Here is a 25,491-nt window from a genome sequence, read left to right on the forward strand (position 1 = left end):
TGAAATAGGGAAAAAAGTATGGATGTAAGAGCCGAGTTTCTAAAGTTTTTCGAGCAAAAAGGGCATCAGATCGTCGAGAGTTCGCCTCTCGTTCCCGATGATGCGACGCTGCTGTTTACCAATGCCGGTATGGTTCCTTTTAAGAGTATTTTCACGGGCGAAGTTCCTCGTCCTAACCCGCCGCGCGCGACGAGTTGTCAGACGTGTATTCGAGCCGGGGGTAAACATAACGACCTTGATAACGTCGGCTACACCGCGCGCCATCATACTTTTTTCGAGATGCTCGGAAACTTTTCGTTCGGCGATTATTTTAAAGAAGACGCTATCTCTCATGCGTGGGAGTTCGTCACCGAAGTGTTAAAACTTCCCAAAGAAAAACTGTGGGTGACCGTACATGAAAGCGACGACGAAGCCGAAGCGATTTGGAAAAAACACATCGACGCCTCTCGCATTATGCGCTTTGGCGATAAAGACAACTTTTGGCAAATGGGCGATACGGGACCGTGTGGTCCGTGCAGTGAAATCTTCATCGACCAAGGCGCAGAGCATTTTAACACGCCCGAAGATTATATGGGCGGCGACGGCGATCGCTTTTTAGAGATTTGGAATCTGGTTTTTATGCAGTACGAGCGCGATAAAGCGGGCGTTTTACACAAACTTCCCAAACCTTCGATCGATACGGGAATGGGGCTAGAGCGTGTTACGGCGGTCAAAGAGGGTGTGTTTAGCAACTACGACTCATCGCTTTTTATGCCGCTTCTCAATCACGTTGCGACACTGTGCGGTAAACCTTACGCGTATGCTAGCGGGGCGAGCTATCGCGTCATCGCCGATCATATTCGCGCGGTCTCCTTTTTGTTAGCGCAAGGAACGACGTTCGGTCGTGTAGGTCGCGGATACGTTTTACGTCGAATTTTACGCCGTGCGGTACGACACGGATACCTTTTAGGACTTCGCGAGCCGTTTATGTACCGCTTGCTCGATACCTTGTGTGATTTGATGGCGCAGCAGTATCCTTATTTGACGGAGAAAAAAGAGACGATTGCCGAACAGATCAAAAACGAAGAAGAGAGCTTTTTCACGACGATTGCTTCAGGGCTTGAATTGTTTGAAAAAGAGCTTCCCAACACCAAAGAGACGTTTAGCGGCGAAGTGGCGTTTAAACTGTACGACACTTACGGGTTTCCTTTAGATTTGACGGCGGATATGCTCAGAGAAAAAGGACTTAGCGTTAACGAAGCGGAGTTTGAGCACTTGATGGCAGAACAAAAAGCGCGTTCAAAAGCTTCTTGGAAAGGCAGCGGCGATAAAGCGACGCAGGGCGATTTTAAACCGCTCTTGGAAAAATTCGGACACAACGCGTTCGTCGGTTACACGCACCAGAGGGCAACGGGTAAGATATTGGCCTTGTTGGATGAGAACTTCAAAGAGGTTCAAAGCTTGGACGAAAACGGTTGGGTGATGTTTGATCAAACACCGTTTTACGCGATGAGCGGCGGACAAAGCGGTGATGAAGGAATCGTAGAAGGCTACGGAAAAGTGCTCGATACGAAGAAATTTTTTGATTTGAACCTTTCGTTGGTCGAACTTGAAAAACCTTTACATGTCGGCGATACGGTGAACTTAATCGTCGATACGTCACGCTTGGAGATCGAAAAACACCACAGTGCGACACACTTGCTTCACAGCGCGCTTCGCAAGGTTTTGGGCGAACATGTCAGTCAAGCGGGCAGTTTGGTCGAAAAAGACCGACTTCGTTTCGACTTTTCCCATCCTAAAGCACTTAATAGCGAAGAGTTGACTCAGATCGAAGCTTTCGTCAATGCCGTCGTTGCAAGCGGCGTCGAGGGCATTACGCGATTGATGAACGTCGATGAAGCGAAAAAAAGCGGTGCGATGGCGTTGTTCGGCGAAAAATACGGTAACGAAGTGCGCGTCGTCAGTTTCGGCGACGCCAGCGTCGAGCTTTGCGGCGGAACGCACGTACGCAATACGGCCCATATCGGAAGCTTTTTCATCTTAAAAGAGAGCGGCGTGAGTGCCGGCGTGCGACGTATCGAAGCCGTGTGCGGCGGTGCGGCGTTGGCGTACGCGCAAAACATGCGAAGCGAGCTTGAAGCGATTAAAGAGAGCGTGAAACATAAAGAGCCGTTGATCGGTATTAACCGTCTGAAAGAAGAGCTCAAAACATTAAAATCCGAAGTAGAATCGCTCAACGCACAGGCAGGAAAAGCCGTCGAATCCTTGCAGATGAACGGCGTCGAAGTGATCGTCGATGTTTTAAGCGCGGGTGACATCAAAGCGCGAATCGACGATTTAAAAAACGAAAGAGACGCGGTTGCGGTTTTATTGCTTCAAGAAAAAGACGACAAAGTGATGATCGCCGCGGGCGTTAAAAACGCGCCGATTAAAGCGGGTGCATGGATTAAAGCGATTGCTCCGATCGTCGGCGGCGGAGGCGGAGGAAGAGACGATTTCGCACAAGCGGGCGGGAAAGACGCTTCTAAGATCGAAGAGGCAAAACAAGCCGCCCTTGCGTATGCCAAGGCGGGACTTCAAGGATAAACGATGCGGGATCTGATTACGGAAATCTTCAGCGATTTTAGTCGAATCATCGTCTTTTTGCATATCATCAGTGCCGCTATTCTTATCGGCAGTATGTTTGTGATGCGCTTTGTGATTCAACCGGTCGAAGTGGACATTCCCGATGTAAAGATTAAATTTACCAGTTGCATCAATATGCTACGTCGGTATATCGTTTTTCTGGTTCCGGTGATGTTGATTATCGCCGGTACGTCCGTGTTTATGCATATCGGATTAGGGTTTAAAAACGGTCATCCGATGAGTAACATTATGGTGCATACGAAAGAGGCGTTGTGGACGTTTATTACTTTCAATTTTATTTACATGTACTTCAAATATCTGAAAGCCAAAAAAGGTTTTGACGAAGAAAATTACATCGAGACGGAAGAAAACGTCATCTTGATGGTGCGCTATTTGATCCCGCTCAATCTTTTATTAGCATTGATTTCAGTCTATTTCGGCGTGATTTTGAGGGGTTATTAAGATGCAAACCATCGTACTAGGCTCTTCTTCGATAACCCGAGCGGAACTTTTGAGTCGATTTTGCGTTCCTTTCGTGCAAAGGGATACGGGATTTGACGAAGAACAATTATGCATCGACGATCCGGCACATTTCGTGTATCACGCCACGAAAGGAAAGATGCAAAGTTATCTTGACACTTACGCATTAGATATGCCCGTTTTATGCGCCGATACGGTTGTTACGGCAAACCGCCAGATTTTACGAAAAGCCAAAGATCGAGCGGACGCCAAACGCATTTTAGAGCTTCAAAGCGGGAATACGGTTAGTATTATCACATGTATGATTTATAAATCCAAAACGTGCGAGTTGATCGACCTTGCGTCAACGAATTATCGTTTTGCACCGTTTGAAAAAGCGGATTTGGAAGCCTATTTAAACACCGACGCGTGGGTCGGCAAAGCAGGGGCATGCATGGTCGAAGGCTTTTGTAAATCTTACATTCAAGAGGTCACGGGACTGGAAAGTACCGCCATGGGCTTAAGCGTCGAAAGACTGCTACCGTTTTTATCCTAACGATGTACGAACACGAACTTCAAGCCATCCGCAAAGCCAACCGATACCGAACCAAAACGGTATACGATGAAGGCATTCACGATTTTAGCTCCAACGACTATTTGGGACTTGCCGAGAATAAAACGCTCTTTGAACGTGCGGTTGCACACGTTTCGATGTACAAAACGCATGCACCCAAAGCATCGATTTTGGTCAACGGCTATCACCCGATTCATGAAGAATTTGAAACATTGGTCGCGCGTCAAAACGGATTTGAAACGGCGTTGGTATGCGGAAGCGGTTTTTTAGCCAATTTTTCGTTGATAGAAGCGTTACCGCGTAAAAAAGACCTGTTGATTTTGGACGAAGAGTATCATGCCAGCGGTATGGTGGCGTCCAAAACGGTGGATGCGGAAGTCTTGACGTTTCGACACAACGACGCCGATCATTTGGAAAGCCTCATCAACTCTCGTCCTCATAATCGCGTGATTATCGCGGTTGAGGGCATTTACTCCATGAGCGGAGATCTACTAAACCGTGCGATTTTCGAGATTGCCGATCGCTACAACGCCTTATTGATCGTCGATGAAGCGCACAGTGTGGGCGTCGTGGGAGACCATCTTCGCGGCGTTTTCGACTTATTCGGCATTACGCCCCAAGCCAATCATATCAAAATGGGCACGCTCGGAAAAGCGTTAGGCAGTTACGGAGCGTATATCTTATGCAGCGCGCATATTGCCGAGTTTTTAAATAACCGCGCCAAGGCGATTATTTACACGACGGCTCCTTCGCTTTTCGACATTGCGCTGGGATACCAAGGTTTTTTATACGTGATGAAACACGCACACAGCTTAAAAGAGGCGATTAACGTGCGCCAAACGCTGATGCAAAAACGCCTCCAGATCACGATGCCCGGACTGATCGGCTCGTATGCGATGGAAGATAACGCACAAACTTTAGCCTTGCAAAAGAGTCTTTTGGAAGCAGGATTTACGGTCGGTGCGATTCGACCGCCGACCGTTCCCGCGCCTATTTTGCGGATTATTCCGCGACTAGCGGAGTCTATCGAAGATTTGGAAACGCTTTGTTTGTTGATCGAAAAGGCGCATGCTTGAGCTTTACATGTCAGCGTTTAACGATCCGCCATCAAGAACACGTTCTTGTCGACACGGCGTTTTCGTTTGAACGCTCGTTTGCTCTGATCGGGCAAAGCGGCAGTGGAAAAAGTTTGACGCTCAAAGCACTTTTGGGGATGTTGCCTCAGGCTTTGGACGTGACGTTGGAGTATCACGCTTCGTATGAACTCGTTCGCGGTCATACGGTCGCATTTGTTCCTCAAAACCCGTTTACGGCACTCTCTCCCTTAACCAAAATAGGGCGGCAATTTCTTCGGGACGAAGCCAAAACAAACGCCTATTTAGAAATGGTCGAACTGGATCCTGCTTTAGCCAATCGCTTTCCTTCCGAACTCAGCGGCGGGCAATTGCAACGTATTTGTATTGCGATGGCACTTTCTTTGGAGCCGAAACTCTTGCTTTTAGACGAACCGACGACGGCGTTGGACGAAGAGAGCAAAGAGACCGTATTGCGCTTGATACGGCGGTTGCAAAACGTTTACGGTTTTGATATGCTTTTTGTCACGCACGATATCGAAACCATTCGCAACGTGTGCGACGAAGTCGGTATTTTACAAAACGGACGATTGATCGAGCAAGGGCGCGGTTCGGACATTTTTTCGTCTCCGAAAGAAGCCTATACGCAAGCCTTATTTGCTTCCGGATTTAAACAAAGGAGTTTTAGAACGTGAAATTTATTTTAACGACGATTTTTATGATTATGTTTGCCGGCATTTTAGCCGTACTTTTTCTCTACGCGCAAATTCGTTTCGATGCCGATAAAATTATTCATTACAGTCCGAAACTAACCACGCAGATTTACGATCGTAACGGCGAATTGATAGCCAATTTATTTGATGAAGAAAACCGTTTGTTCGTCGAGTACAAAGAGATTCCCGCGCGGGTGATCGAAGCTTTGGTCGCAACCGAAGATACGTCGTTTTTCGAGCACAGCGGTATTAATCTCGAAGCGATTTTCAGAGCACTCGTCAAAGACCTTCAAGCGATGAAGATGGTCGAGGGGGCTAGTACGGTGACGCAACAATTGATTAAAAATACCGTTTTAACACGTCAAAAAACGCTTTCGCGCAAACTGAACGAAGCGGTTTTAGCTTACATCGTCGAAGCGGAGCTTAGTAAAGAAGAGATTTTAGAACGCTATTTTAATCATGTGTATTTCGGACACGGCTATTACGGTATTAAAACAGCGGCACTCGGGTATTTCAAAAAAAACCTCGATGCTTTGAGCATCAAAGAGATCGCGATTTTGGTCGGGCTTCCGAAAGCTCCGAGTTCGTACGATCCGACGCGTCATATGGACCTCTCTTTGAGCCGTGCCAATCAAGTCGTCAATCGTATGTATACGCTCGGTTGGATCAGCGAAGCAGAATACACCAAAGCTACGTTAGAGCATCCCGTCGTATATGACGAAACCTTAACGCGTAATCGCGCTCCTTACGTCGTCGATGAGGTCGTAAAAGCGGTCGGAAGCGAATATGACGATTTGAAAAAAGGCGGTTATCAGATCTATACGACCGTGGATTTGAAGCTCCAGCATTTGGCACAAGAAGCGTTAAAAGTCGGTTATAACGGTATGGCATCGCGCGCGAAAGATATGAATCTCTCCGAACTCAACGGTGCGATGGTGGTTATGGAAAACGGTTCGGGTAACGTGTTGGCTTTGGTCGGCGGTATCGATTATGCCAAAAGCAGTTTTAACCGTGCCACCCAAAGTAAACGCCAACCCGGTTCGAGTTTTAAACCGTTTATTTATCAAAAAGCATTGGATTGGGGGTATTCGCCGCTTTCCGAAATTCCCGATATTTCGCGTACGTTCGTCAACAGCGAAACGGACGAAGAGTGGAAACCGAAAAATTATGAAAACGATTTTGAGGGCTTGATTACGCTTAAAGAAGCGTTGGTGCATTCGCGCAACCTTGCGACGATCAATCTACTCTCGATCTTGGGACTCGATAGCGTTTATAAAGAGTTGAAAAAAGACGGATTTAAAAGCCTTTCGATGGACTTGACTTTAGCCCTCGGAAGTTTCGGTATTTCACCTTTGGAATTCAGCAGTTTTTATTCAATGTTTCCGAATTACGGGGTTAAAACGGAGCCGCTTTTGGTCAAAAAAGTCATCAACCGTGACGGCGTCGAAAAGGTTTACGAGACGAAGTCTACGACGGTAACGACTCCGGAGCAAAGCTTTTTGATGATCGATATGATGCGTGAAGTCGTTAAGCGCGGTACCGGAAGAAATGCGCAAGTTGCGGGCATTGAAATCGCCGGAAAAACCGGTACGACGAACAGCAACGTAGATACATGGTTTTGCGGGTTTTCTCCGGACATCGAAATCATCACATGGTACGGCAACGATAACAACACGCCGCTGAAAAAAGGCGAAACGGGCGGTCGTGCGGCAGCTCCGGCATTTAAATATTTTATGGGTAAATACCTTGAGATGTACCCTGAAACGACGAGAGAATTTAAAATGCCAGAAGGCGTCGGTTCACGCAAAATTAACGGCGTTATCGAATACTTTACCGAAAAATCGCCTTTTCCGAAAGTGACGATTAAACAACAACAAGACGAAGGCGGCTTGATGTTCTAACAAGCGTTCATGCACCGATAACATCTTTAAGAATATCGGTCTCAACGCCTTTACCGGTAAAAATAGGTTACAATCTTTTCTACATGTTGGATTGGATTCTGTGACTCGAAGTCAAGCTTTAGTGCGCAGTCGCAACGTAGCTTTGCGGGCTTTGCCCGAAAAGCGTGTAAAACATAAAAAGTACATGTTAACCGATTAGATTCTGACTCGAAGAGTCAAGCTTTAGTGCGCAGTCACAACGTAGCTTTGCGGGCTTTGCCCGAAAAGCGTGTAAAACGTAAAAAGTACATGTTTTAACCGATTAGATTCTGACTCGAAGAGTCAAGCTTTAGTGCGCAGTCGCAACGTAGCTTTGCGGGCTTTGCCCGAAAAGCGTGTAAAACGTAAAAAGTACATGTTTTAACCGATTAGATTCTGACTCGAAGAGTCAAGCTTTAGTGCGCAGTCGCAACGTAGCTTTGCGGGCTTTGCCCGAAAAGCGTGTAAAATAAAAAAGGGAAGGCGACTCTTGCGAGTCGCGCTTCCCTTGAGGCGTGTTAGGGCTTAGACTAGCACGAAAATACGGTTTTAAATTCAAACGCCGTAGGTCTTGCTTCGTCCGGCCAAACTTGCGTTTCGAATTTGTAGTGTTGATACGTATCTAAAAACTCGGGAGTCATAACCGGTTTAAGATAGTCATTGTCGCGAATCAACGCTTCAAGAGAACCTCTTAGGGTATGAGGCATTTGGTTGATACCTTTTTCTCTAATTTCATCAAGTGAAAGTTCAAACAAGTCTTCATCCATTGGACCAACAGGCTCAGTTTTTGTTTTGATACCGTCAATTCCTGCAAGAAGCATAGAAGCAAATGCAAGGTATGGGCATGAAGTTGAGTCTGGGAAACGCATCTCAACACGAACTGATTTCTCGCCAGCTCCGTAAGGGATACGGCATGAAGCAGAACGGTTTTGCATAGAGTACGTAAGGATGGATGGTGCTTCAAATCCGGGGATCAAACGTTTGTAAGAGTTGGTTGATGGGTTTGTAAACGCCGCAACGCTTCGTGCGTGTTTCAAGACACCACCGATATACCAGCGTGCCATATCGCTAAGGTTCGCGTATTCGCCCGCTTTGTAGAACATGTTTTTGCCGTCTTTCCAGATAGATTGGTGAACGTGCATACCGTTACCGTTGTCGCCGTAAAGTGGTTTAGGCATAAACGTAGCTGTTTTACCGTTAAGGTGCGCTACCATTTTAACAACGTATTTGTATTTTTGAACGTTATCAGCCGCTTCGATGAGTGAGCCGAATTTAACACCGATTTCGCCTTGTGCTTGTGCTACCTCGTGATGAAGAACGAAGACTTCAAGACCGATTTGTTTAAGGGTTTGTACCATTTCGGCGCGTAAATCAACCATCGTGTCGATCGGTTGAACCGGAAAGTAACCGCCTTTGGTGCCGGGACGATGACCCGTGTTGTAACCGTCGGTATAACTTTTTGCGCTATTCCATGTACCTTCTTCGGAGTCGACTTCATAGTATGAGCAGTTGATATCGTCTCTGATTTTAACGTCGTCGAATACGAAAAATTCGTTTTCAGGACCAAAATAAGCGACGTCGCCTAAGCCTGTTTCGGCAAGGTATTTCAATGTTTTTTTAGCGATGCTTCTTGGGCATTTTTCGTATAATTCGCCTTTGTAAATATCAAAAACGTCGCAAAAAACGACAACGGTCGAATCTGCCGTAAAAGGATCTAAAAATGCAGTTTCGGCTTCCGGTTTCAATAACATGTCGGATTTATTAATCGGTTGCCATGCTTCGATAGAAGAACCGTCAAAAGGAATACCGTTTGTAAAAGAATCTGCACTGATGGCTTCCATCGTATACGTAAGGTGATGCCATGTTCCTTTCATGTCCGTGAAACGAAAATCGACGAATTCAACTTCATTGTCAGCACAGTATTTGAAAAATTCTTCAACACTGTTAACGAATTTACCCATGGTGTAACTCCTAGAATTTAAATTTCAGTAATTTTATCAGAATGAGCTGAAAATAAAGCCGAAAAGAGTGCTTAAAAATTAACCATTTCCCGCTCTCTCTTTTCAAATAGTGCACATTTTTTATACCCGTATTGTTTGGCGACTTGACGAATTTCTTCTTGGCAAAAACCGATTTGATCGATTGCGTGTGCGTCGGAACCGAACGTAATCGGAATATCGCTTTGTGCCAGTAATTCCATCAGGGCATCTCCGGGATACTGCTCTTTGACGGGTTTGCGTAATCCTGCGGCATTGATTTCGACGACCATATCGGCTTTTTTAATGGCTTTAATCGCCTTTTGGGCAATGCTCCGAATATCTTTTTTAGGGAGGTAGTTGAAAATTTTGATCAGATCGAGATGTCCTACGACTTCAAACAAGCGGCTTTGTGCTAATGCTTCGATCGCGTCGAAATAACGTTGCCAAATCACGTCGATATCGTGATGCGTGTACTCTCCGATAAATTCAGGATTGTCAAATCCCCATTTGCCTAAAAAATGTACCGAACCGATGAAGTAATCGACATCGCGCTTTAAAACGCTTTCATCGATATAACCGTCTAAAAAATCGACTTCGTACGCCAGTAAAATTTTGATAGCGTTGCGGTGTTTTTCACGAAGCAAAAGCACTTCTTGTTCATACCCTTGCATCTCGCCAAAGTCCATACGATAGGCTTCGTCAAAGCGCATCGGGGCATGATCCGAAAATCCGAAAACGTCTATTTTTCGGGTAATGGCTTGTTCGACGAAGGATTGCATACTTCCTTTCGCATGGTGGCATAAGGGCGTATGGTTGTGTAGGTCGATGATCATCGTGCGTTCTCCGTGCTTTTGGTGTCTTAAATAAAATTATATAAAAAGTTCACTATAATAGACCATAATTTGTCACTTTAGGAGAAAGCTTATGACGCAAGAAGAACTGGATGCTTTAATGGCGGGTGATTTAGACGATGCCGACGAAACGTTGCCTTCCCCCGTTGCCCTCGACGAAGAATCGGACGAAGGATTGAATGTGCAAGAAAATCAAGAACCCGATATACAAAGCGATGAAGATTTGGCGCATCATAAATTGATGCACGAATACCGACCGTCTTCCACGATGTCTTGGCCGCCGCCGCCTCCGACGGATGATCATAAAATGGTGCATCAGCTTGACGACGTGACGAAAGATTCCGAGATTAAAGCCACTCAAGTCTTCGACAAACTTGAAACCGTCAATAACTTTATGATGAGTGCCGAAGAAAACGCCAAAGAAGTCATTAAATTGATCGAGAGCAACATCGCTCTTTTTGAGACTTTAGTAACGAAATTTCCTAAAATCGAACAATTTCAAAACGCATTAGACGACAATAAAACAATGAAAGTACGCGTTGAAGATATGTTGATGAATGCGCAGATGGCGGAAGACGAAATTATGATGACGATGGATATTATGCAGTATCAAGACATTCATCGCCAAAAAATTGAACGCGTTATCAACGTTATGCGAGCACTTTCGAAGTATATGAGCGCGCTTTTCGAAGGTGCGAAAGACGATACCAAACGGGTCAGCTCCGCGGTACATATTCACGGAGACGAAACGACCGAAGACGTCGTTAGCAACGAAGATATCGAAGCGTTGATCGCTAGTTTAGGAAAAAAATAGGTGTCTAACGTCGAACTGCTTTCTCCTGCCGGAAATTTTGAAAAGTTAAAAATAGCGCTCTCATACGGCGCTGATGCCGTTTACGCGGGAGTGAGCCATTTCTCTTTGCGTATCAGGTCGGGTAAAGAGTTTACGTACGAGAGTTTCGAAGAGGCCATCGCGTATACGCATGCGAAGAACAAACGCTTGCATGCGACGATTAACGGGTTTCCGTTTAATGCGCAGATTCCTCTTTTGGAAAAGCATATCGAACGTGTCAGCGCGATGAATCCCGATGCTTTTATCGTTGCGGCTCCGGGCGTCATCAAACTTGCGCAAAAGATCGCCCCGCATATTCCCGTGCATCTTTCGACGCAAGCCAACGTTTTAAGTTATTTGGACGCGGAAGTGTATGCAGATATGGGCGTCAAGCGCATTATCGCCGCGCGCGAAGTCAGTCTCAAAGATTTGGAACAGATTAAAAAACACTTGCCGCATATCGAACTCGAAGTTTTCATTCACGGTTCCATGTGTTTTGCATATAGCGGGCGTTGTTTGATTAGTTCGGTTCAAAGCGGTCGCGTTTCCAATCGCGGAAGTTGTGCCAATGATTGCCGTTTTCCTTACACGCTTTACGCGCACAACGAAGAGAGCGGAACCCTCTTTAGAGTTGAAGAGAACGAAGAGGGAACGCATATTATGAATGCAAAAGACCTCAATTTAAGTGCACATGTCAAAGAAATTTTAGATTCGGGCGTGATCGATTCGTTGAAAATCGAAGGACGTACGAAGAGTGCTTATTACGTAGGTATCACGACCAAGACGTATCGCCAAGCGATTGACGATTATGCGCGCGGAGCTTTTGATGCAAACGTCTATGCGAAAGAGCTTGCCACGACGAAAAACAGAGGTTTTAGCGACGGTTATTTGGTCAACCGTCCTTACGAAAAAAACGATACGCAAAATTTGGCGCATTCGATCAGCGAAGGGTCGCATCAGGTGGCGGCACAAGTCGACGAATCGGGCAAAACCTGTTTGTGCAAAGACGTTTTGGCGTTACATGTAGCCTATGAAATCGTTACGCCCTCATCGGCACACGTTGAAGCCGTCGATAATGAAATCGGGACGGTCTTTGAAGAAAACGGTCTTTGGAAAATTCGGTTTAAAAAGCTTCAAACGCCTTCAGGCAAACAGTTTGAGGAGATTCATAGCGGCAACGTCAATGCGATCGTTTTACCGACGTCTTTGGCGGGATTTACGTTTTTTAGAATAAAACAAAAGGATAGTATGTGAAATTCGTTTCTATATTAATGGGAAGTAAAAGCGATTACGGCGTGATGGAAGAGTGTGCCAAAACGTTGGAAAAATTCGGCGTCATGTACGAATTGATCGTTTCTTCGGCGCACCGAAGTCCGGATCGTACCCATGCTTACGTTAAAAATGCGGAAGCTAAGGGGGCGAAAGTGTTTATTTGCGCGGCGGGAATGGCGGCGCATTTAGCGGGAGTCGTCGCTTCGTTAACGACGAAACCCGTTATCGGCGTTCCGATGAAAGGCGGTGTCATGGAAGGGATGGATGCCCTTTTAAGTACGGTTCAAATGCCCGGAGGTATGCCCGTAGGGACGGTAGCGATCGGTTCGGCGGGTGCGATGAACAGTGCGTATTTGGCAATGCAAATTCTCGCGATCGATGATGAAGAGTTGGCGGCTAAATTGAAAGAAGACCGCATTTTAAAAGCCAAAAAAGTCGAAACCGATTCTTCAGGAATTGAAGTTATTTTATCGTAAGGAGACGCATAATGAACAGTTGGTTAGAAATTGAGGCGTTTAGCCGTTTGGTCAACTTAGACATACCCGCTGTTCGTTTATTGATAGACGAGGGGAAACTTGCGTCCAAAGAAGAAGAGGGGCAATGTTTCGTCGAAATCAGTCGAAGTGCGCAAGCTTTGATTCCGGCAACGCAAGGCGTCGTCGTTGAAGACGGCTTTAGCAATACCGGAAACCTGACGATGAGCTCGGAGTTCGTCGAAAAAACCGTCGGTGCCATTTTAAGCTTGCACGAAAAAGTTTTGGATGCGAAAGAAGAGACGCTAGATGCACTCAAAAGTGAAAACCGTTTTTTAAAAGAGGCGCTTTTTTCGATGCAGGAACTTTACGACGAAGATCGCAAAACGATCGAAACGCTGAGCAAGCAAATCGAATTTTTAAAAGACGAGCTCGATTTTACCAAACGAAAATATAAAATGATGTGGAATAAAGCGGTCGAGGGTTATACCCCGCCTACGAAATAATCTTTACATGTAAGAAAAAGGATCTGTGCGTGCTTACTTTTAGTCAAATGCTTTTAAACCTCCAAACCTATTGGCAGCAAGAGGGATGTACGATCGTTCAGCCCTACGATATGCCAGCAGGTGCGGGAACGTTTCACAATGCAACGTTTTTACGAAGCCTCAGTTCAAAACCGTGGGCAACGGCATATGTCGCTCCGAGCCGAAGACCAACCGACGGACGTTACGGTGAAAATCCCAATCGTTTGGGAAGTTATTATCAGTTCCAAGTGCTTATCAAACCGAGTCCCGATAATATTCAAGAGCTTTACCTTAAAAGCCTTGAGATGCTAGGACTCGACATTAAAAAACACGATATTCGTTTCGTGGAAGACAACTGGGAATCGCCGACTTTAGGCGCATGGGGCTTAGGCTGGGAAGTGTGGTTAGACGGTATGGAAGTGACGCAATTTACGTACTTTCAGCAAGTCGGCGGTATCGCATGCAATCCCGTTTCGGTTGAAATTACCTACGGCGTCGAACGCTTGGCGATGTACCTTCAAGAAAAAGAGTCCGTTTTCGATCTCGTGTGGAACGAAAACGCATTTGGCGTAACGACGTACGGCGACGTGCATAAACAAAGCGAATACGAGTTTAGCCGTTATAATTTTGAAGTCGCAAACGTTGCAATGCTTTTTGAGCATTTTGAAAACGCGCAAGTCGAATGCAAGCGTTGTTTGGACGAAAATTTGCCGTTACCTGCGTACGATTATTGTTTGGCGGCGTCGCATACGTTTAACGTATTGGATGCCAGAAAAGCGATTTCGGTAACGCAACGTCAAAATTATATTTTAAAAATTCGCGAGCTTGCCAAAGGGTGCGCGCTCAAATACAAAGAAGTAGTCGGATAATGCGCTTAGGCGAGATTTACGACTTTCTAGACGCCTTAAGCCCCTTTGCGACGCAAGCTTCTTGGGACAACAGCGGTTTACAGATCGGAGCGCGATCCGCTGCCATCGAGCGTATCTATTTAAGCCTCGACGTTGATCGCGCTTTGGTCGAAGCGGCGGAAGAACACTCGTTGATCATCACGCATCATCCACTCATTTTTAGCGGTTTGAAACAGCTCGATTTTGCGCGTTATCCGTCAAATTTGATTCAAACAATCGTACGGAAAAATATTGCGTTGATTGCGATGCACACCAATTTCGATCTTTCGCATCTCAACGCGTACGTCGCTCGAAAATTGGGTTTTGAGATCGCACTGACGAAAGATTTCGTGGCGTATTGCGACGTCGATGAAAGTTTTGAAGCTTTGGCATGTAAGGTTAAAAACGTCTTAGGGATAAAGCATCTACGCGTCGTTCAAACCTGCGAACATGTCAAGCGTTGCGCCTTAACGACGGGTGCGGGCGGAGATTTGATCCGCACCGTCGAGGCCGATTGTTTTTTAACGGGCGATTTAAAATACCATCAAGCTTTAGAAGCCAAAGAAAACGGGCTTAGTTTAATCGACATCGGACACTTTGAGAGTGAAGCGTATTTTGGGGCGTGTTTAAGTGAGCATTTGAAAAATTTGCCATTAAAAGCTATAATATCAAATTCTAAAAACCCCTTCCAACACATATAGAGGACACAGAGCATATGAATAAGTACTTAGAGCAGTTAATTGAGCTTTCCAATTTAGACAAAGAGATTGACGATTTTGCGCCGCGCATCGCTAAAGTGGAGAAGACGTTAAAACTCTCTTTAGATAAAGAAAAAGAGCTAAAATCGCAAACCGAGGTTTTTCAAGCCGACATCGCCGACGCTAAACTCAAAAAAGCAAAAAACGAAGCACATTTGGCGGAACTTTCTGCTAAATTAAAAGATTTTACGAAAAAAAGTGCGTTGGTAAAAACGGCAAAAGAGATTAAAGCCTTGCAACTTGAAGAGGAAATCGCCAAAGAACAATGCGATTTTGCGAACGAAGAGATCGCTCGTTTGGAAAAAATCATCGAGCTAAAACAAAACAGCATCAGTGCCCTTCAAGAGAAAATCGCGCAAGCCGCAGCCGAAGCCGAAAAGATTAAAGAGACGATCGATTCGCAAATTCAAGCGATTGAAGAAGAACGCAAAAATGTTTACAAAGCCAAAGACGAATTGGTTTCCGATATGAGTCATAAAATTTTGACGTTTTACCAAAAAATTCGTAAATGGGCAGGAAACTCTACGGTCGTGCCGGTCAAAAAACAGGCTTGCTACGGATGTTTTATGCGTATCAACGATAAAACGTATGCGAGTGTTTTAAAACAAGACGATATCGTGACATGTCCTCATTGCGGTCGCATTTTATACAAAGAGATCGAGGAAGAGAAGGCGTAAGCGTTGCGCTTTGTCTATTACGGTGCGGCGGTGTTGCTCTACGTAGCGGCACTGCCTTTTTTAGTTTTCCTTTGCTTTAAATCCAAATATACGTTTTCGATTCCCGCACGCTTTTTTCTGAAAAATAACGCTCCTTTCGAACCGAATGCCCGTATGTGGTTTCACGCGTGTTCTTTAGGCGAGGTGCGATCGTTGAAGCCTTTGGTGGAGACTTTTGCGCCGAGCGACGTTCGCATTAGCGTTATGACGCAAACCGGATTTCGCGAAGCCGCTTTACTTCATACGGCGGTGCGTTATTTGCCGTTTGAAATTTTTTTACCGTTTTGGATACGCCCTCAAGACGTTTTAGTCGTGATGGAAGCCGAGCTTTGGCCGCTTTTGTTTATCAGCGCGAAAGCCAAAGGAATACGAACGGTGTTACTGAATGCAAGAATATCGGATCATTCCTATGCTTCGTACGCGAAATTTGCATGGTTTTACCGTTGGATTTTTCGCTACGTCGATACGGTATTGGCGCAAAGCGAAGAGGATAAGGAGCGTTTGGCTTTTTTAGGCGCGAAGCGCATCAGCGTCGTCGGCAATATCAAACAGTACCAACGCTACGGCGTTACGAAAGTTTACGATAAGCCGAAAAACAAGCGATTGATCGTCATTGCAAGTACGCATGAAAAAGAAGAGGCGTTGATCTTAGAGCATATCGCGATCAAAGAAAACGATACGATCGTCGTCGTACCCAGACATCCGGAGCGTTTTGAAAAAATTCGACGTTGGTTGGCATCGTATGCGACAGAGCATCGACGTTCATTTGACTCTCTTTCGCACAGCGAGCGCTTGGATAGCGATTTTATTTTATGCGACCAAATGGGACGCTTGATCGATCTTTATGCCGTTGCCGACGTGGTTATCTTAGGCGGCTCGTTTGTGGAAGGCGTCGGCGGGCACAATCCGCTAGAGCCAGCATTTTTCGGCGTTAAATTAATTAGCGGAGCATCGATCTTCAATCAAAAAGTGCTTTTTGAAGCGGTAGAAAATGCTAAAATCGTTGCGATCGACGCACTTTACGATGTTTTTGAACACATCGACGAAGTCCGTCCTTCTTTCATTACTCCCAAAGATGCGATTGAGCCTCTTTTGGAAAAAATCAGAGGAACAGACCATGATAGATAAAGCCTATAAACTTTTAGCCCTTCAAGAAAAAATTTCCAATCGCGCCGCAAAAGAGTTAATCGATCGAGGCGTTGTTTACGCGGCGGGAAAAAAAGTAAGTGTTGCGCGCGGAGAGTTGGACAGTTCGACGAAGTTTAAAGTCGAAAAAATCGCACCGATTCGCGTTTTATTTGAAGACGCGTTTCTTATGGCGGTCGATAAGCCGGCATTTATGACTTCCGAAGAGGTCGCAGAAGCGAAAAATTTACCGTTGTTACATCGTTTGGATCGCGAGACGAGCGGAGTTTTATTATTAACCAAAGACGATGATTTTCGTAAAAAAGCGGTCAATGCATTTAAAAAACGCGATGTTCAAAAAGAGTATATTGCGATCGTCGAAGGTAAAGTCGTTGAAGCTATGGAGATTAACGCTCCGATTTTGACGATTAAAAAGGGCAATACGGCGTACAGTAAAATTAGCGATGACGGTAAAGAAGCGATCAGTTACATTGAACCTTTAATGATCGAAGGTAAACGCTCCAAGATTCGCGTCAAGATCGAAACGGGACGAACGCATCAAATTCGCGTGCATTTAAAAAGTATCGGAGCTTCCATTTTAGGCGATACCGAATACGGCGGGCGTCCTTACAAACGCTTAATGCTTCATGCTTCCAAAATCGCACTTTTAGGGTATAAATTTGAGAGCAAAGAACCTGAAGATTTCATTAAATTCGCGGCAGTCTGATTTAGAATTGAGACACTCAAAAATACGATAAAATCGTTATTTATAAACAATAAGGCTCTTTTGAATATACGCAAAAATTAAGGTTTAATTTAGTTTAAAGTATTGGTTGGATACAATACGAACTCTTTTTCAAATGAAGATGTTTGAATAGCTTAGGAAGGATAATGCGTGTTTGAGGTTTTAACCGATTCATTTCGTACGGCCGTTAATAAAATTCGTTTCAGCGACGATGAAAAGTCGCTCAAAAATGCACTTGAAAATTTAAAAAAAGCATTACTCAAAGCCGATGTGCATCATAAAATCGTTCGAGACTTGCTCAAACAAGTCGAGATCGAGACTAAAGCGAAAGGCATCGGACAGGTTAATTTTTTACGCGCTCTCAAAACAAATTTAACGCAGATTTTGACGGTTCCCGGTCGCCAAGGATTCGTTTATGCGTCAAAACCGCCGACCAAAGTTTTGATGGTCGGTCTTCAAGGTAGCGGTAAGACGACGACGACCGTGAAATTGGCAAATTATTTAAAATTAAAACAGAAAAAAGTGTTGGTCGTCGCCTGCGATTTACAGCGTTTAGCCGCCGTAGAGCAGTTAAGACAGTTGTGTAGCGCTAACGAAATCGATCTTTATTTTGAAGAAAACGGTAATCCCGTAACGATTGCCAAAAATGCACTCAAAAAAGCCAACGAAGGCTTGTACGACGTCGTTTTAGTCGATACTGCGGGTCGATTGGCGATCGATGCAGAGTTGATGGATCAACTCGAAGCGATTAAAAAAGAGACCGCGCCCGATGAAATCTTTTACGTTGCCGATTCGATGACAGGTCAAGATGCGGTGCGAAGTGCGGTAAGTTTTCATGAAAAAATTACCTTAAGCGGCGTGATTCTCAGTAAATTCGACGGTGACGGTAAAGGCGGCGTAGCGTTAGGTATCGCCGAGCAAACCGGCGTTCCGCTTCGTTTCGTGGGCGTGGGCGAAAAAGTAGCGGATCTCGAGCATTTTATTCCCGATCGTATCGTTAACCGTTTAATGGGCGAGGGCGATCTTGAAACTTTGGCGGAGAAGACCGGTTCGATTATCAACGAGCAGCAAGCCAAAGCGATTACGAAAAAGATCAAAAAAGGCGAGTTTAACTTTAACGACTTTTTGGAACAAATGGAGCAGATGAAAAAGCTCGGAAGCATGAAATCGTTGATCGGGATGATTCCGGGACTCTCGTCGGTCGCGGGAAAACTTCAAGACGTCGATATGGAAAATTCCGTTGAAATGAAGCGCATCAAAGCGATGATCGGCTCAATGACCAAAAAAGAACGCGAAGATCCGGAGCTTTTAAACAACAGTCGCAAAAGAAGAATTGCGGAAGGCTCCGGACTTTCTCAAGTTGAAGTCAACCGCTTTTTAAAGCAGTTTGCCAATGCTGCGAAAATGGCAAAGAAGTTTTCGGGCAAAAAGGGAATGCAAGATTTGCAAAATATGCTATCCCAAAATAAACACGCACATCTTCGTTAAGATGTGACGGTTTATATCTACATGTAGACTTACATGTAGATATAAGTTGTAACAAACGAAACATAAACATAGGAGACCATAAAATGGCAACAGTTGTAAGATTAACACGAATGGGTAGAAACAAAACTCCGTTTTACAGAATCGTCGTAACGGACAGCAGAAAAAAACGCGACGGCGGTTGGATCGAGTCTATCGGTTATTACAATCCTCTAACTAATCCCGAAAGCATTAAATTCGATGCGGAGAGACTTGCTTATTGGAAAAGCGTCGGCGCAAAGCTTAGCGACAGGGTTGCAAAAATTACCGGTAAATAATGATGATTGATAAATTCCTCGAAGAGTTTGCAAAACTTTTGGTAGACAATCCTAAAGGCGTAAGAGTCGAACGAAGCGATGTCGACGGCAGTTTTTGCGAAGTAGTCATTTATGCGGACAAAATCGATACGGGTAAATTGATCGGTAAAGACGGCAAAATGATTAACTCGCTTAAAACGCTTATTTCCGGTTGTAAAGCCAAAGACGGCAAGTCTTATAGAGTTACCGTTAAAGCCAACGATGAATAATCAATCTTCTCTCATCGAAGTCGCCGTTCTCGGGCGACTCGTGGGACTTAAGGGAGAACTCAAACTTCATTTGGAGTGCGATTTTCCGGAACAGTTTAGAAAAGGCAAAACGTTTACGACCCAAAAAGGCGAAACGCTTGAAGTCTTTTCGTACCACCAAGCGCGCTCGCTCATCTCTTTTGTCGGTTATCTTGACCGAGAATCTGCCGCAAAGCTTGTCAATACTCAGTTGTTTACGTCGAAGGAAACTTCGCTTAAAGAGTGTGCGCTTCAAAAAGACGAGTTCTTTTGGTTTGAGCTGATCGATGCTCGCGTGATCGATGAAGACGGGACGCTCTTAGGAACCGTCGATGAGATCGAGCGTATCGTAACGACGGATTATTTGGTAGTTCGAACCGATGCGGAGTTGGTCAAAAAAGGACATGTCATATCCTTTTATCTTCCGTATATCGAGCGGTATATTCTCTCGTTCGACCCAAGTGCAAAAGAGATACGTAGTAAAGATGCTTTAGGAATTCTGGAGAATTCGTGATGCGTTTTTCTTACGTGACGCTTTTTGAGGGATTGATCGCTTCGTATTTTGAAGATTCTATTTTGAAGAGGGCGATCGCCAAAGGGCTCTTAAGCGTAGATTTTTTTAATCCTCGCGATTTTACTGACAACAAACACGGTAAAGTAGACGACTATCAAGCCAGCGGCGGAGCAGGACTCGTGTTGTTTCCGCAACCGCTTTTTGATCTGTTACGTCGGATCAAAGAATCTTCGCCCGAGGCATATATGATTTTTCCGACACCCGCCGGAAAACTTTTTACGCAAAACGATGCGAAACGCTTGGCGCAAAAAGAGCATATTGTTTTTGTTAGCGGACGGTATGAGGGGATCGACGAACGCGTTATCGAGACGTTCGCCGATGAGCTCTTTTGCATCGGGGATTATGTCCTAACCGGAGGGGAACTTCCGAGTTTGGTACTCAGCGATGCCATTAGCCGTAACATCAAAGGTGTTTTAGGCAACAGTGATTCGTTAAACGTGGAGAGCTTTGAAGAGCCTCTTTTAGAGGCTCCGTGTTTCTCAAAGCCGGCAATTTATGAAAATAAATCCGTGCCCTCAGAGTTTTTAAAGGGAAACCACGCTAAAATCACAAGCTTAAAAAATAAAATGTCTGAATCAAAGACGAAATATTTCAGACCGGATCTGTTTTCTCGCTTTAGCGTGAAGCATTAGAAATGATATAAAGGATGATGCAATGAGAAATAAATATATTGAAGCTTTTGAAGCAGGACAGATTTCTGCGAAGAATATTCCTGATTTTAGAGCAGGTGATACGATTAAAGTAGCCGTTAAAATTATCGAAGGCGACAAACAACGTGTTCAAAATTTTGAGGGTATCTGTATTGCAAGACGCGGAACCGGTACGGGTGAAACATTTATCGTACGTAAAATAGGTGCTAACGGCGTAGGCGTTGAAAGAATTTTCCCTATTTTTTCCGACAGTATCGAAGAAATCGTTGTCGTAAGACGCGGTATCGTTAGACGTTCAAAACTCTTCTATCTTCGAGATAGACGCGGTAAAGCTGCAAAAATTAAAGAACTTAGAAAATAATTTTTTTTCGAAGCGGTGGATGTCTTGGTTTCGCCGCTTCTTCTTCTTTTTTCTTCGCGTATCTTCTTTGAAAGTTTGTAATGTATCTTGATCAACGCTGTTTAACATGTATTTACGACCAAAGTAAACGTGTGGGTACGCTCTTAAATCTAACGTCGGAACAAAAAAACGCTATCGACTCCTTGGCCCGCCGATTGATTGAGGATTTTGACACCGATCAAACGCCGCCTCACAATGCCGCACCTCTTTATGAAGCAATAGCTCGGTTATTGGGCATTCGGGATTTGTACGGTGACTTCAAAAAAGCTTCGTCTCTCAAAGCAAAAGCCTTTCTCCCTTTATGTCAAACGCATATCGAACAAAGCACGGCTCCTCTTTTAAGTGCGCTTAAAACTGCAGTGGCGGGTAATGTGATCGATTTGGCGGCGGTTATGCTCTACGACCTCTCCGAAGAACTGGAAAAAATCTATCATACCCCTTTTGCAATCGATGATTTTTCGGCATTGCAAGCAACACTTCAAAAAACGAAAACCTTAGTTTACCTTGCGGACAATGCGGGGGAAGAAATTTTTGATAAACTCTGTATTCAGACGATACGAAGGCTTTACCCGACGATCGACGTCTATTATTTCGTGCGCGGTCGACCGATTATCAACGATTTGACGTATGAAGATGCTATGGCTTCGGGCATGGACGAAGTTGCAACGCTTGTCGACAGCGGTGTTCCGACGCCCGGACTGGCATTTGAGCTAATGTCGCCGTCGGCTAGAGAACTTTATGAAAAAGCCGACTGTATTCTTTCCAAAGGAATGGGTAATTTTGAATGTCTGAACGAACGAAGCGATGATCCGATTTTTTTTCTGTTTAAAGTCAAATGTCAGGTTGTCGCCGAAGCCGTAGGGGCAACGCTCGGCGACATCGTGTGTAAAAAATCTTAAAGTTCGCTATAAGCTTGTTGTAATTTTCTCACGCCTTCATCGATTTGCTCTAAGCTCGAGTTGGTATAGTTGAGCCTTCCGTAACCGCTTTCATGTTTGTCGGCAAAGAAAACCGAACCGGGCACAAAGGCAACCCCTTTTTGAATGGCAAGGTCGAACAGTTTCATACTGTCGTTGCATTTTTTAAAATGAACCCAAATAAACATACCTCCCTCCGGTACGACAAAATCGATACTCTCGCCAAAATAACGTTTGAGTGCCGCTACCATCGCATCGCGTTTCGGACGATAATAATCGACGAGGCTTTTGACATGTGCTTGCAATTCGCCGCTTTGCATCATGCGCGCGCAGACGAGTTGAAAAAATTTGGAATTTTGAAGATCCGTGCTCTCTTTGGAAAGGGTTAACGCACTGATAATCTCTTTGGGTGCTTTGATCCAACCGATACGAAAATCCGGTGCCAAAGTTTTCGAAAACGTTCCCAACGCCACGGTCCATTCGGGTAAGAGATCGGCAAACGAAGTCGTCGATACGCCTTCGTAGCGAAGTGCTTCGTACGGGCTGTCTTCCAACAAGATGACGTGATATGCTTTCGCCAAACGCACTACTTCAAGACGGGTTTGCATGGTGTATGAATAGCCTGTGGGGTTTTGAAAAATCGGTATCGTATAAAAAAATTTGGGACGATAGGTTTTAAAAAGAACTTCCAAGGCTTCGGTATCAACGCCATCAGGCGTTAAGGGTGCCGCTTTGATCGTAACGTCGTACATGCGAAAAAGCCCCAATGCCGCAAGATAGCTTGGGTCTTCGACGATAATGCAATCGTTCGGATCTAAAAACGTTTTACACATCAAATCAAGCCCTTGTTGAGAGCCGTTCGTTAACATAATCTCTTCTGCGTGCGTGTCGCGGTAGTGTTTGGCGATTTGCTCTTTGAGGGCAGGAACGCCTGAAGCATTGCTGTATTGGAAAAGACGATTGTCTTTTTCGGCAAAAAGCGCTTTGGAGTGTTTTTCGATAGCATCCGCCGGAAACAACGCCGCATCGGGAAGTCCGCCGGCAAAAGAGATAATCGTATTTTGTGCCGTCAAATCTAAAATCGTTCGCGTAAACGAGCGTGAAGCGGTTGTAATGCGTTTGGCTAATTTGGTTTGCATAAGAAGAGCCTTTTTAAAAATATAAAGCGTTATTATAGAAAAGATACGATGAAATAACCACCGAGAAACACCGATTTCCTTTGTCCGTTTGTGCTATAATTGTTGCATGAAACACAAAAGAACGACTCAAAACGACCATATCGAGCGTATCAACGAAACGTTGTATGCGATTCATGCCGACTTGTCGCAAAATTTAAGTGTCGAAACTTTGGCGGGTAACGTTGCGATGTCGGTCTTTCATTTTAACCGCATTTTTAAAGAAGTCGTCGGCGAGAGCGTTCATGCGTATGCGAAGCGCGTCAAACTCGAACATGCCGCTAACGTGTTACTTTTCACGCCCGAGGCAACGATTACGCACATTATGCGCGAAGTCGGATTTCACTCCAATGCTTCTTTTACGCAGGCTTTTAAAGAAAACTTCGGCGTTACGCCCAGTAAATGGCGCGAAGTCGACCAAATCAATGCCCATCGCGATCTGAGTTTCTCGGGGAAATCCTTACATGTCAAAGTGGCGGCGATGCCTTCGTTTGAGGTTGCCTACGTTCGGCATAAAGGTTACGACAAGAGCATTCAAACCGCATGGCTGAAACTTCAGGCGTGGGCATTGCAAGAGGGTATCGCATTTAACGCGCAAACCATGATCGCCCTACACCATAGTAATCCGCGTTTTGTCGAGGCTTCTAAATGCCATTACGTTGCGTGTCTGGAGCTTCCCAAAACACGCAAATTTTACCGAAGCGGTGAAATCGGCGTAATGAAAATACCGCAAACCTTTTGTGCCATTTTCTCGTTGCAAGGCGTCTACGGCGATTTGAAAAAGTATATGGACGTTATTTACCATGAATGGTTTCCTAAAAGCGATTACGAAAAAGTCTCTTTACCTTCGTTTGCGATCTATCGGCAAAACCACTTCATCGATCCGTGCGAACGGTTCGACCTTGACTTTTGCGTTCCCGTACGGTTTAAGTAAAAGCCGGATTTTGATTGCATCTTTATTTTTTAAGAGTATAATTTTGCAAAAAAAGAAGCTTCATGATGAAATATCCTCCTATATTTATAAGTGCGACCAATACCGATATCGGTAAAACCTATACGACGCTTAGGTTACTTGAAACATTGAGCGAACAAGGCTTGAAAGTCGGTGTGATGAAACCTATCGAGACGGGCGTAGCCCCTGTTCCTTTAGACGGGACACTTTTGTTCGAAACAGCCAAAGCGCACAATAAGGCGTTAGAATCTTTGACGATCAACGACATCGTTCCGTACCGGTTTGAATTGCCCGCGGCGCCGTATGTCGCCAAAGGGCGTAAAAAAATCGATCCGGACGTTTTACGCCATGCTTACGAAAAGATCGAAGCTTTAAGCGACATCGTTTTGATTGAGGGGGCGGGCGGTTTGCTCGTACCGATCGAAGAAGATTTTTACATGTACGACCTGATGCGTCTTTTTAACGCCCGAACGCTCTTGGTGGCGCACGATAGACTAGGGTGCATTAACGATTTATTGCTTAATTTGCATTTGTTGGATTCTTTAGGCGTCGATAACTACGAATGGTGCGTCAATTCCAAATGCGCGGAGGATCGTGCGGCGTTTGAGAAGATTTCCCTGCCGTTTTTAAAAAAACTCTTCGGCAGGGTTTTAAGCGTGCAAGACGATATGCCCGCAATCGCGCGCAGTTTAGTAACTTACCGTGACGTTAACGCGAATATAGTCTAACGGACGATCGGAGTATTTGACGATCGGTTGGTTTTTATAATACGCGGTGTTGCGAAAAAGCGGCGCACCGTCGTTTCGTTCTTCGTAACGCGTCGTACAACGTCTTTGCGTTTTATACGTCGGTCCCGAATTGTTTTCCGCAACGTTTTTCCCGACCATCGTTCCGACCACCGCTCCGCCGATCGTTGCCGCCGTTTTACCCGTTCCTCCGCCGACTTGATGACCTAAAACGCCGCCGGCGACACCGCCGATAATCGCACCCACGGTTCCTTCGTTTCCCGAAGAGGAAGAGGGCACTTCGACTTGTTCGTCCCAACACTCTTGATACGGAACGCTTGTGGATGAGCCGTGGTATTCTCGTTGGCTATTGGAGACGCGAACGTCTTCTTGAAACGTAAAACTTTCGGCATAAAGTGCAGAAGCGAAAAGGCATAAGCATGAGAGATAAAGGTGTCTTTTCATAACGTTTTTCTCCTTTTTTTCGGAATTGTAGCACATCTTGAACAATAAAACGTTAATCAAA

28 protein-coding genes are annotated in these 25,491 nt (G+C 45.0%); 24 read left to right on the forward strand and 4 right to left on the reverse strand.

Annotated elements, in window-relative coordinates:
- Nucleotides 1-18 precede the first annotated feature (18 nt).
- The 6 genes from alaS to NL930_RS03925 are packed head-to-tail and all read left to right on the forward strand — an operon-like array spanning nt 19 to nt 7,324.
- A complete protein-coding gene (gene alaS, locus NL930_RS03900; protein ID WP_254375741.1) occupies nt 19-2,565 on the forward strand; it encodes an alanine--tRNA ligase in 2,547 nt (848 codons plus the stop codon).
- Nucleotides 2,566-2,568: 3 nt separating this feature from the next.
- A complete protein-coding gene (locus NL930_RS03905; protein ID WP_060825508.1) occupies nt 2,569-3,066 on the forward strand; it encodes a hypothetical protein in 498 nt (165 codons plus the stop codon).
- A 1-nt stretch (nt 3,067) separates the two neighbouring features.
- Nucleotides 3,068-3,619 (forward strand): septum formation inhibitor Maf, encoded by a 552-nt coding sequence (gene maf / locus NL930_RS03910; protein ID WP_060825509.1) that lies wholly within the window; start codon nt 3,068-3,070, stop codon nt 3,617-3,619.
- A gap of 2 nt (nt 3,620-3,621) precedes the next feature.
- Complete coding sequence (locus tag NL930_RS03915; protein ID WP_254375742.1) at nt 3,622-4,713, forward strand: pyridoxal phosphate-dependent aminotransferase family protein; 1,092 nt, start codon at nt 3,622-3,624, stop codon at nt 4,711-4,713.
- Nucleotides 4,710-5,405 carry an ATP-binding cassette domain-containing protein gene (locus NL930_RS03920; RefSeq protein ID WP_060825511.1) on the forward strand — a complete coding sequence of 232 codons (696 nt, stop codon included), beginning with the start codon at nt 4,710-4,712 and terminating at the stop codon, nt 5,403-5,405. The genes NL930_RS03915 and NL930_RS03920 overlap by 4 nt, the downstream gene beginning before the upstream one ends.
- Complete coding sequence (locus NL930_RS03925; RefSeq protein WP_041963634.1) at nt 5,402-7,324, forward strand: penicillin-binding protein 1A; 1,923 nt, start codon at nt 5,402-5,404, stop codon at nt 7,322-7,324. Before NL930_RS03920 ends, NL930_RS03925 begins: the two co-directional genes overlap by 4 nt.
- 548 nt (nt 7,325-7,872) lie before the next feature.
- Here the strand turns inward: NL930_RS03925 and glnA are convergent.
- Both glnA and NL930_RS03935 read right to left on the reverse strand, forming a co-directional pair.
- Nucleotides 7,873-9,303, reverse strand: a complete 1,431-nt coding sequence (gene glnA, locus NL930_RS03930; protein ID WP_254375743.1) for a type I glutamate--ammonia ligase — start codon at nt 9,301-9,303, stop codon at nt 7,873-7,875.
- Nucleotides 9,304-9,374: 71 nt separating this feature from the next.
- Nucleotides 9,375-10,154 carry a histidinol-phosphatase gene (locus tag NL930_RS03935; RefSeq protein WP_254375744.1) on the reverse strand — a complete coding sequence of 260 codons (780 nt, stop codon included), beginning with the start codon at nt 10,152-10,154 and terminating at the stop codon, nt 9,375-9,377.
- A 91-nt stretch (nt 10,155-10,245) separates the two neighbouring features.
- Here NL930_RS03935 and NL930_RS03940 point away from each other — a divergent pair, with 91 nt between their 5' ends.
- The 16 genes from NL930_RS03940 (at nt 10,246) to NL930_RS04015 (ending at nt 22,095) form a co-directional block, all read left to right on the forward strand.
- On the forward strand, nt 10,246-10,986 hold the full coding sequence (locus NL930_RS03940; RefSeq protein WP_254375745.1) for a chemotaxis protein: 741 nt from the start codon (nt 10,246-10,248) through the stop codon (nt 10,984-10,986).
- Nucleotides 10,987-12,258, forward strand: a complete 1,272-nt coding sequence (locus NL930_RS03945) for a U32 family peptidase (protein ID WP_254375746.1) — start codon at nt 10,987-10,989, stop codon at nt 12,256-12,258.
- Nucleotides 12,255-12,752, forward strand: a complete 498-nt coding sequence (gene purE, locus NL930_RS03950) for a 5-(carboxyamino)imidazole ribonucleotide mutase (protein WP_039673192.1) — start codon at nt 12,255-12,257, stop codon at nt 12,750-12,752. The genes NL930_RS03945 and purE overlap by 4 nt, the downstream gene beginning before the upstream one ends.
- 11 nt (nt 12,753-12,763) lie before the next feature.
- On the forward strand, nt 12,764-13,255 hold the full coding sequence (locus NL930_RS03955) for a DUF3972 domain-containing protein (protein ID WP_039673190.1): 492 nt from the start codon (nt 12,764-12,766) through the stop codon (nt 13,253-13,255).
- Between the two features lie 29 nt (nt 13,256-13,284).
- Nucleotides 13,285-14,142, forward strand: coding sequence for a glycine--tRNA ligase subunit alpha (glyQ, locus tag NL930_RS03960; RefSeq protein WP_254375747.1), 858 nt, complete (start codon nt 13,285-13,287; stop codon nt 14,140-14,142).
- Complete coding sequence (locus NL930_RS03965; RefSeq protein ID WP_254375748.1) at nt 14,142-14,861, forward strand: Nif3-like dinuclear metal center hexameric protein; 720 nt, start codon at nt 14,142-14,144, stop codon at nt 14,859-14,861. Before glyQ ends, NL930_RS03965 begins: the two co-directional genes overlap by 1 nt.
- Before the next feature lie 14 nt (nt 14,862-14,875).
- Nucleotides 14,876-15,595, forward strand: a complete 720-nt coding sequence (locus tag NL930_RS03970; RefSeq protein ID WP_039673184.1) for a zinc ribbon domain-containing protein — start codon at nt 14,876-14,878, stop codon at nt 15,593-15,595.
- Nucleotides 15,596-15,598: 3 nt separating this feature from the next.
- On the forward strand, nt 15,599-16,762 hold the full coding sequence (gene waaA / locus NL930_RS03975; protein ID WP_254375749.1) for a lipid IV(A) 3-deoxy-D-manno-octulosonic acid transferase: 1,164 nt from the start codon (nt 15,599-15,601) through the stop codon (nt 16,760-16,762).
- Nucleotides 16,752-17,486 (forward strand): RluA family pseudouridine synthase, encoded by a 735-nt coding sequence (locus tag NL930_RS03980; protein ID WP_039673180.1) that lies wholly within the window; start codon nt 16,752-16,754, stop codon nt 17,484-17,486. The genes waaA and NL930_RS03980 overlap by 11 nt, the downstream gene beginning before the upstream one ends.
- Before the next feature lie 168 nt (nt 17,487-17,654).
- Complete coding sequence (ffh, locus tag NL930_RS03985) at nt 17,655-18,992, forward strand: signal recognition particle protein (protein ID WP_039673178.1); 1,338 nt, start codon at nt 17,655-17,657, stop codon at nt 18,990-18,992.
- A gap of 83 nt (nt 18,993-19,075) precedes the next feature.
- Nucleotides 19,076-19,306, forward strand: coding sequence for a 30S ribosomal protein S16 (rpsP, locus tag NL930_RS03990; protein WP_039673177.1), 231 nt, complete (start codon nt 19,076-19,078; stop codon nt 19,304-19,306).
- Between the two features lie 2 nt (nt 19,307-19,308).
- Nucleotides 19,309-19,554, forward strand: a complete 246-nt coding sequence (locus NL930_RS03995) for a KH domain-containing protein (RefSeq protein ID WP_039673329.1) — start codon at nt 19,309-19,311, stop codon at nt 19,552-19,554.
- The gene (gene rimM / locus NL930_RS04000) at nt 19,547-20,086 is read left to right on the forward strand and encodes a ribosome maturation factor RimM (protein ID WP_254375750.1); all 540 of its coding nucleotides are present in this window, start codon (nt 19,547-19,549) and stop codon (nt 20,084-20,086) included. The genes NL930_RS03995 and rimM overlap by 8 nt, the downstream gene beginning before the upstream one ends.
- The gene (trmD, locus tag NL930_RS04005; protein WP_039673173.1) at nt 20,086-20,778 is read left to right on the forward strand and encodes a tRNA (guanosine(37)-N1)-methyltransferase TrmD; all 693 of its coding nucleotides are present in this window, start codon (nt 20,086-20,088) and stop codon (nt 20,776-20,778) included. The genes rimM and trmD overlap by 1 nt, the downstream gene beginning before the upstream one ends.
- A 22-nt stretch (nt 20,779-20,800) precedes the next feature.
- Nucleotides 20,801-21,157: a 50S ribosomal protein L19 gene (rplS, locus tag NL930_RS04010; protein ID WP_039673171.1), complete on the forward strand. Its 357-nt coding sequence runs from the start codon at nt 20,801-20,803 to the stop codon at nt 21,155-21,157.
- An 80-nt stretch (nt 21,158-21,237) separates the two neighbouring features.
- A complete protein-coding gene (locus NL930_RS04015; RefSeq protein ID WP_254375751.1) occupies nt 21,238-22,095 on the forward strand; it encodes a DUF89 domain-containing protein in 858 nt (285 codons plus the stop codon).
- Here NL930_RS04015 and NL930_RS04020 read toward each other — a convergent pair.
- Entirely contained in the window at nt 22,092-23,252 is a 1,161-nt protein-coding gene (locus NL930_RS04020) for a PLP-dependent aminotransferase family protein (protein ID WP_254375752.1), read from the reverse strand. The genes NL930_RS04015 and NL930_RS04020 overlap by 4 nt on opposite strands.
- 106 nt (nt 23,253-23,358) lie before the next feature.
- Between NL930_RS04020 and NL930_RS04025 the strand changes: the two genes are divergently transcribed.
- Together NL930_RS04025 and bioD are read left to right on the forward strand one after the other, a co-directional pair.
- On the forward strand, nt 23,359-24,222 hold the full coding sequence (locus tag NL930_RS04025; RefSeq protein ID WP_254375753.1) for a GyrI-like domain-containing protein: 864 nt from the start codon (nt 23,359-23,361) through the stop codon (nt 24,220-24,222).
- A 62-nt stretch (nt 24,223-24,284) separates the two neighbouring features.
- Complete coding sequence (gene bioD / locus NL930_RS04030; RefSeq protein ID WP_254375754.1) at nt 24,285-24,968, forward strand: dethiobiotin synthase; 684 nt, start codon at nt 24,285-24,287, stop codon at nt 24,966-24,968.
- On the opposite strand, the gene NL930_RS04035 is transcribed toward bioD, so the two are convergent.
- Complete coding sequence (locus NL930_RS04035; RefSeq protein WP_254375755.1) at nt 24,930-25,430, reverse strand: glycine zipper 2TM domain-containing protein; 501 nt, start codon at nt 25,428-25,430, stop codon at nt 24,930-24,932. The genes bioD and NL930_RS04035 overlap by 39 nt on opposite strands.
- Between the last annotated feature and the right edge of the window lie 61 nt (nt 25,431-25,491).

Source organism: Sulfurospirillum sp. hDNRA2 (assembly GCF_024206095.2).
Lineage (GTDB): Bacteria > Campylobacterota > Campylobacteria > Campylobacterales > Sulfurospirillaceae > Sulfurospirillum.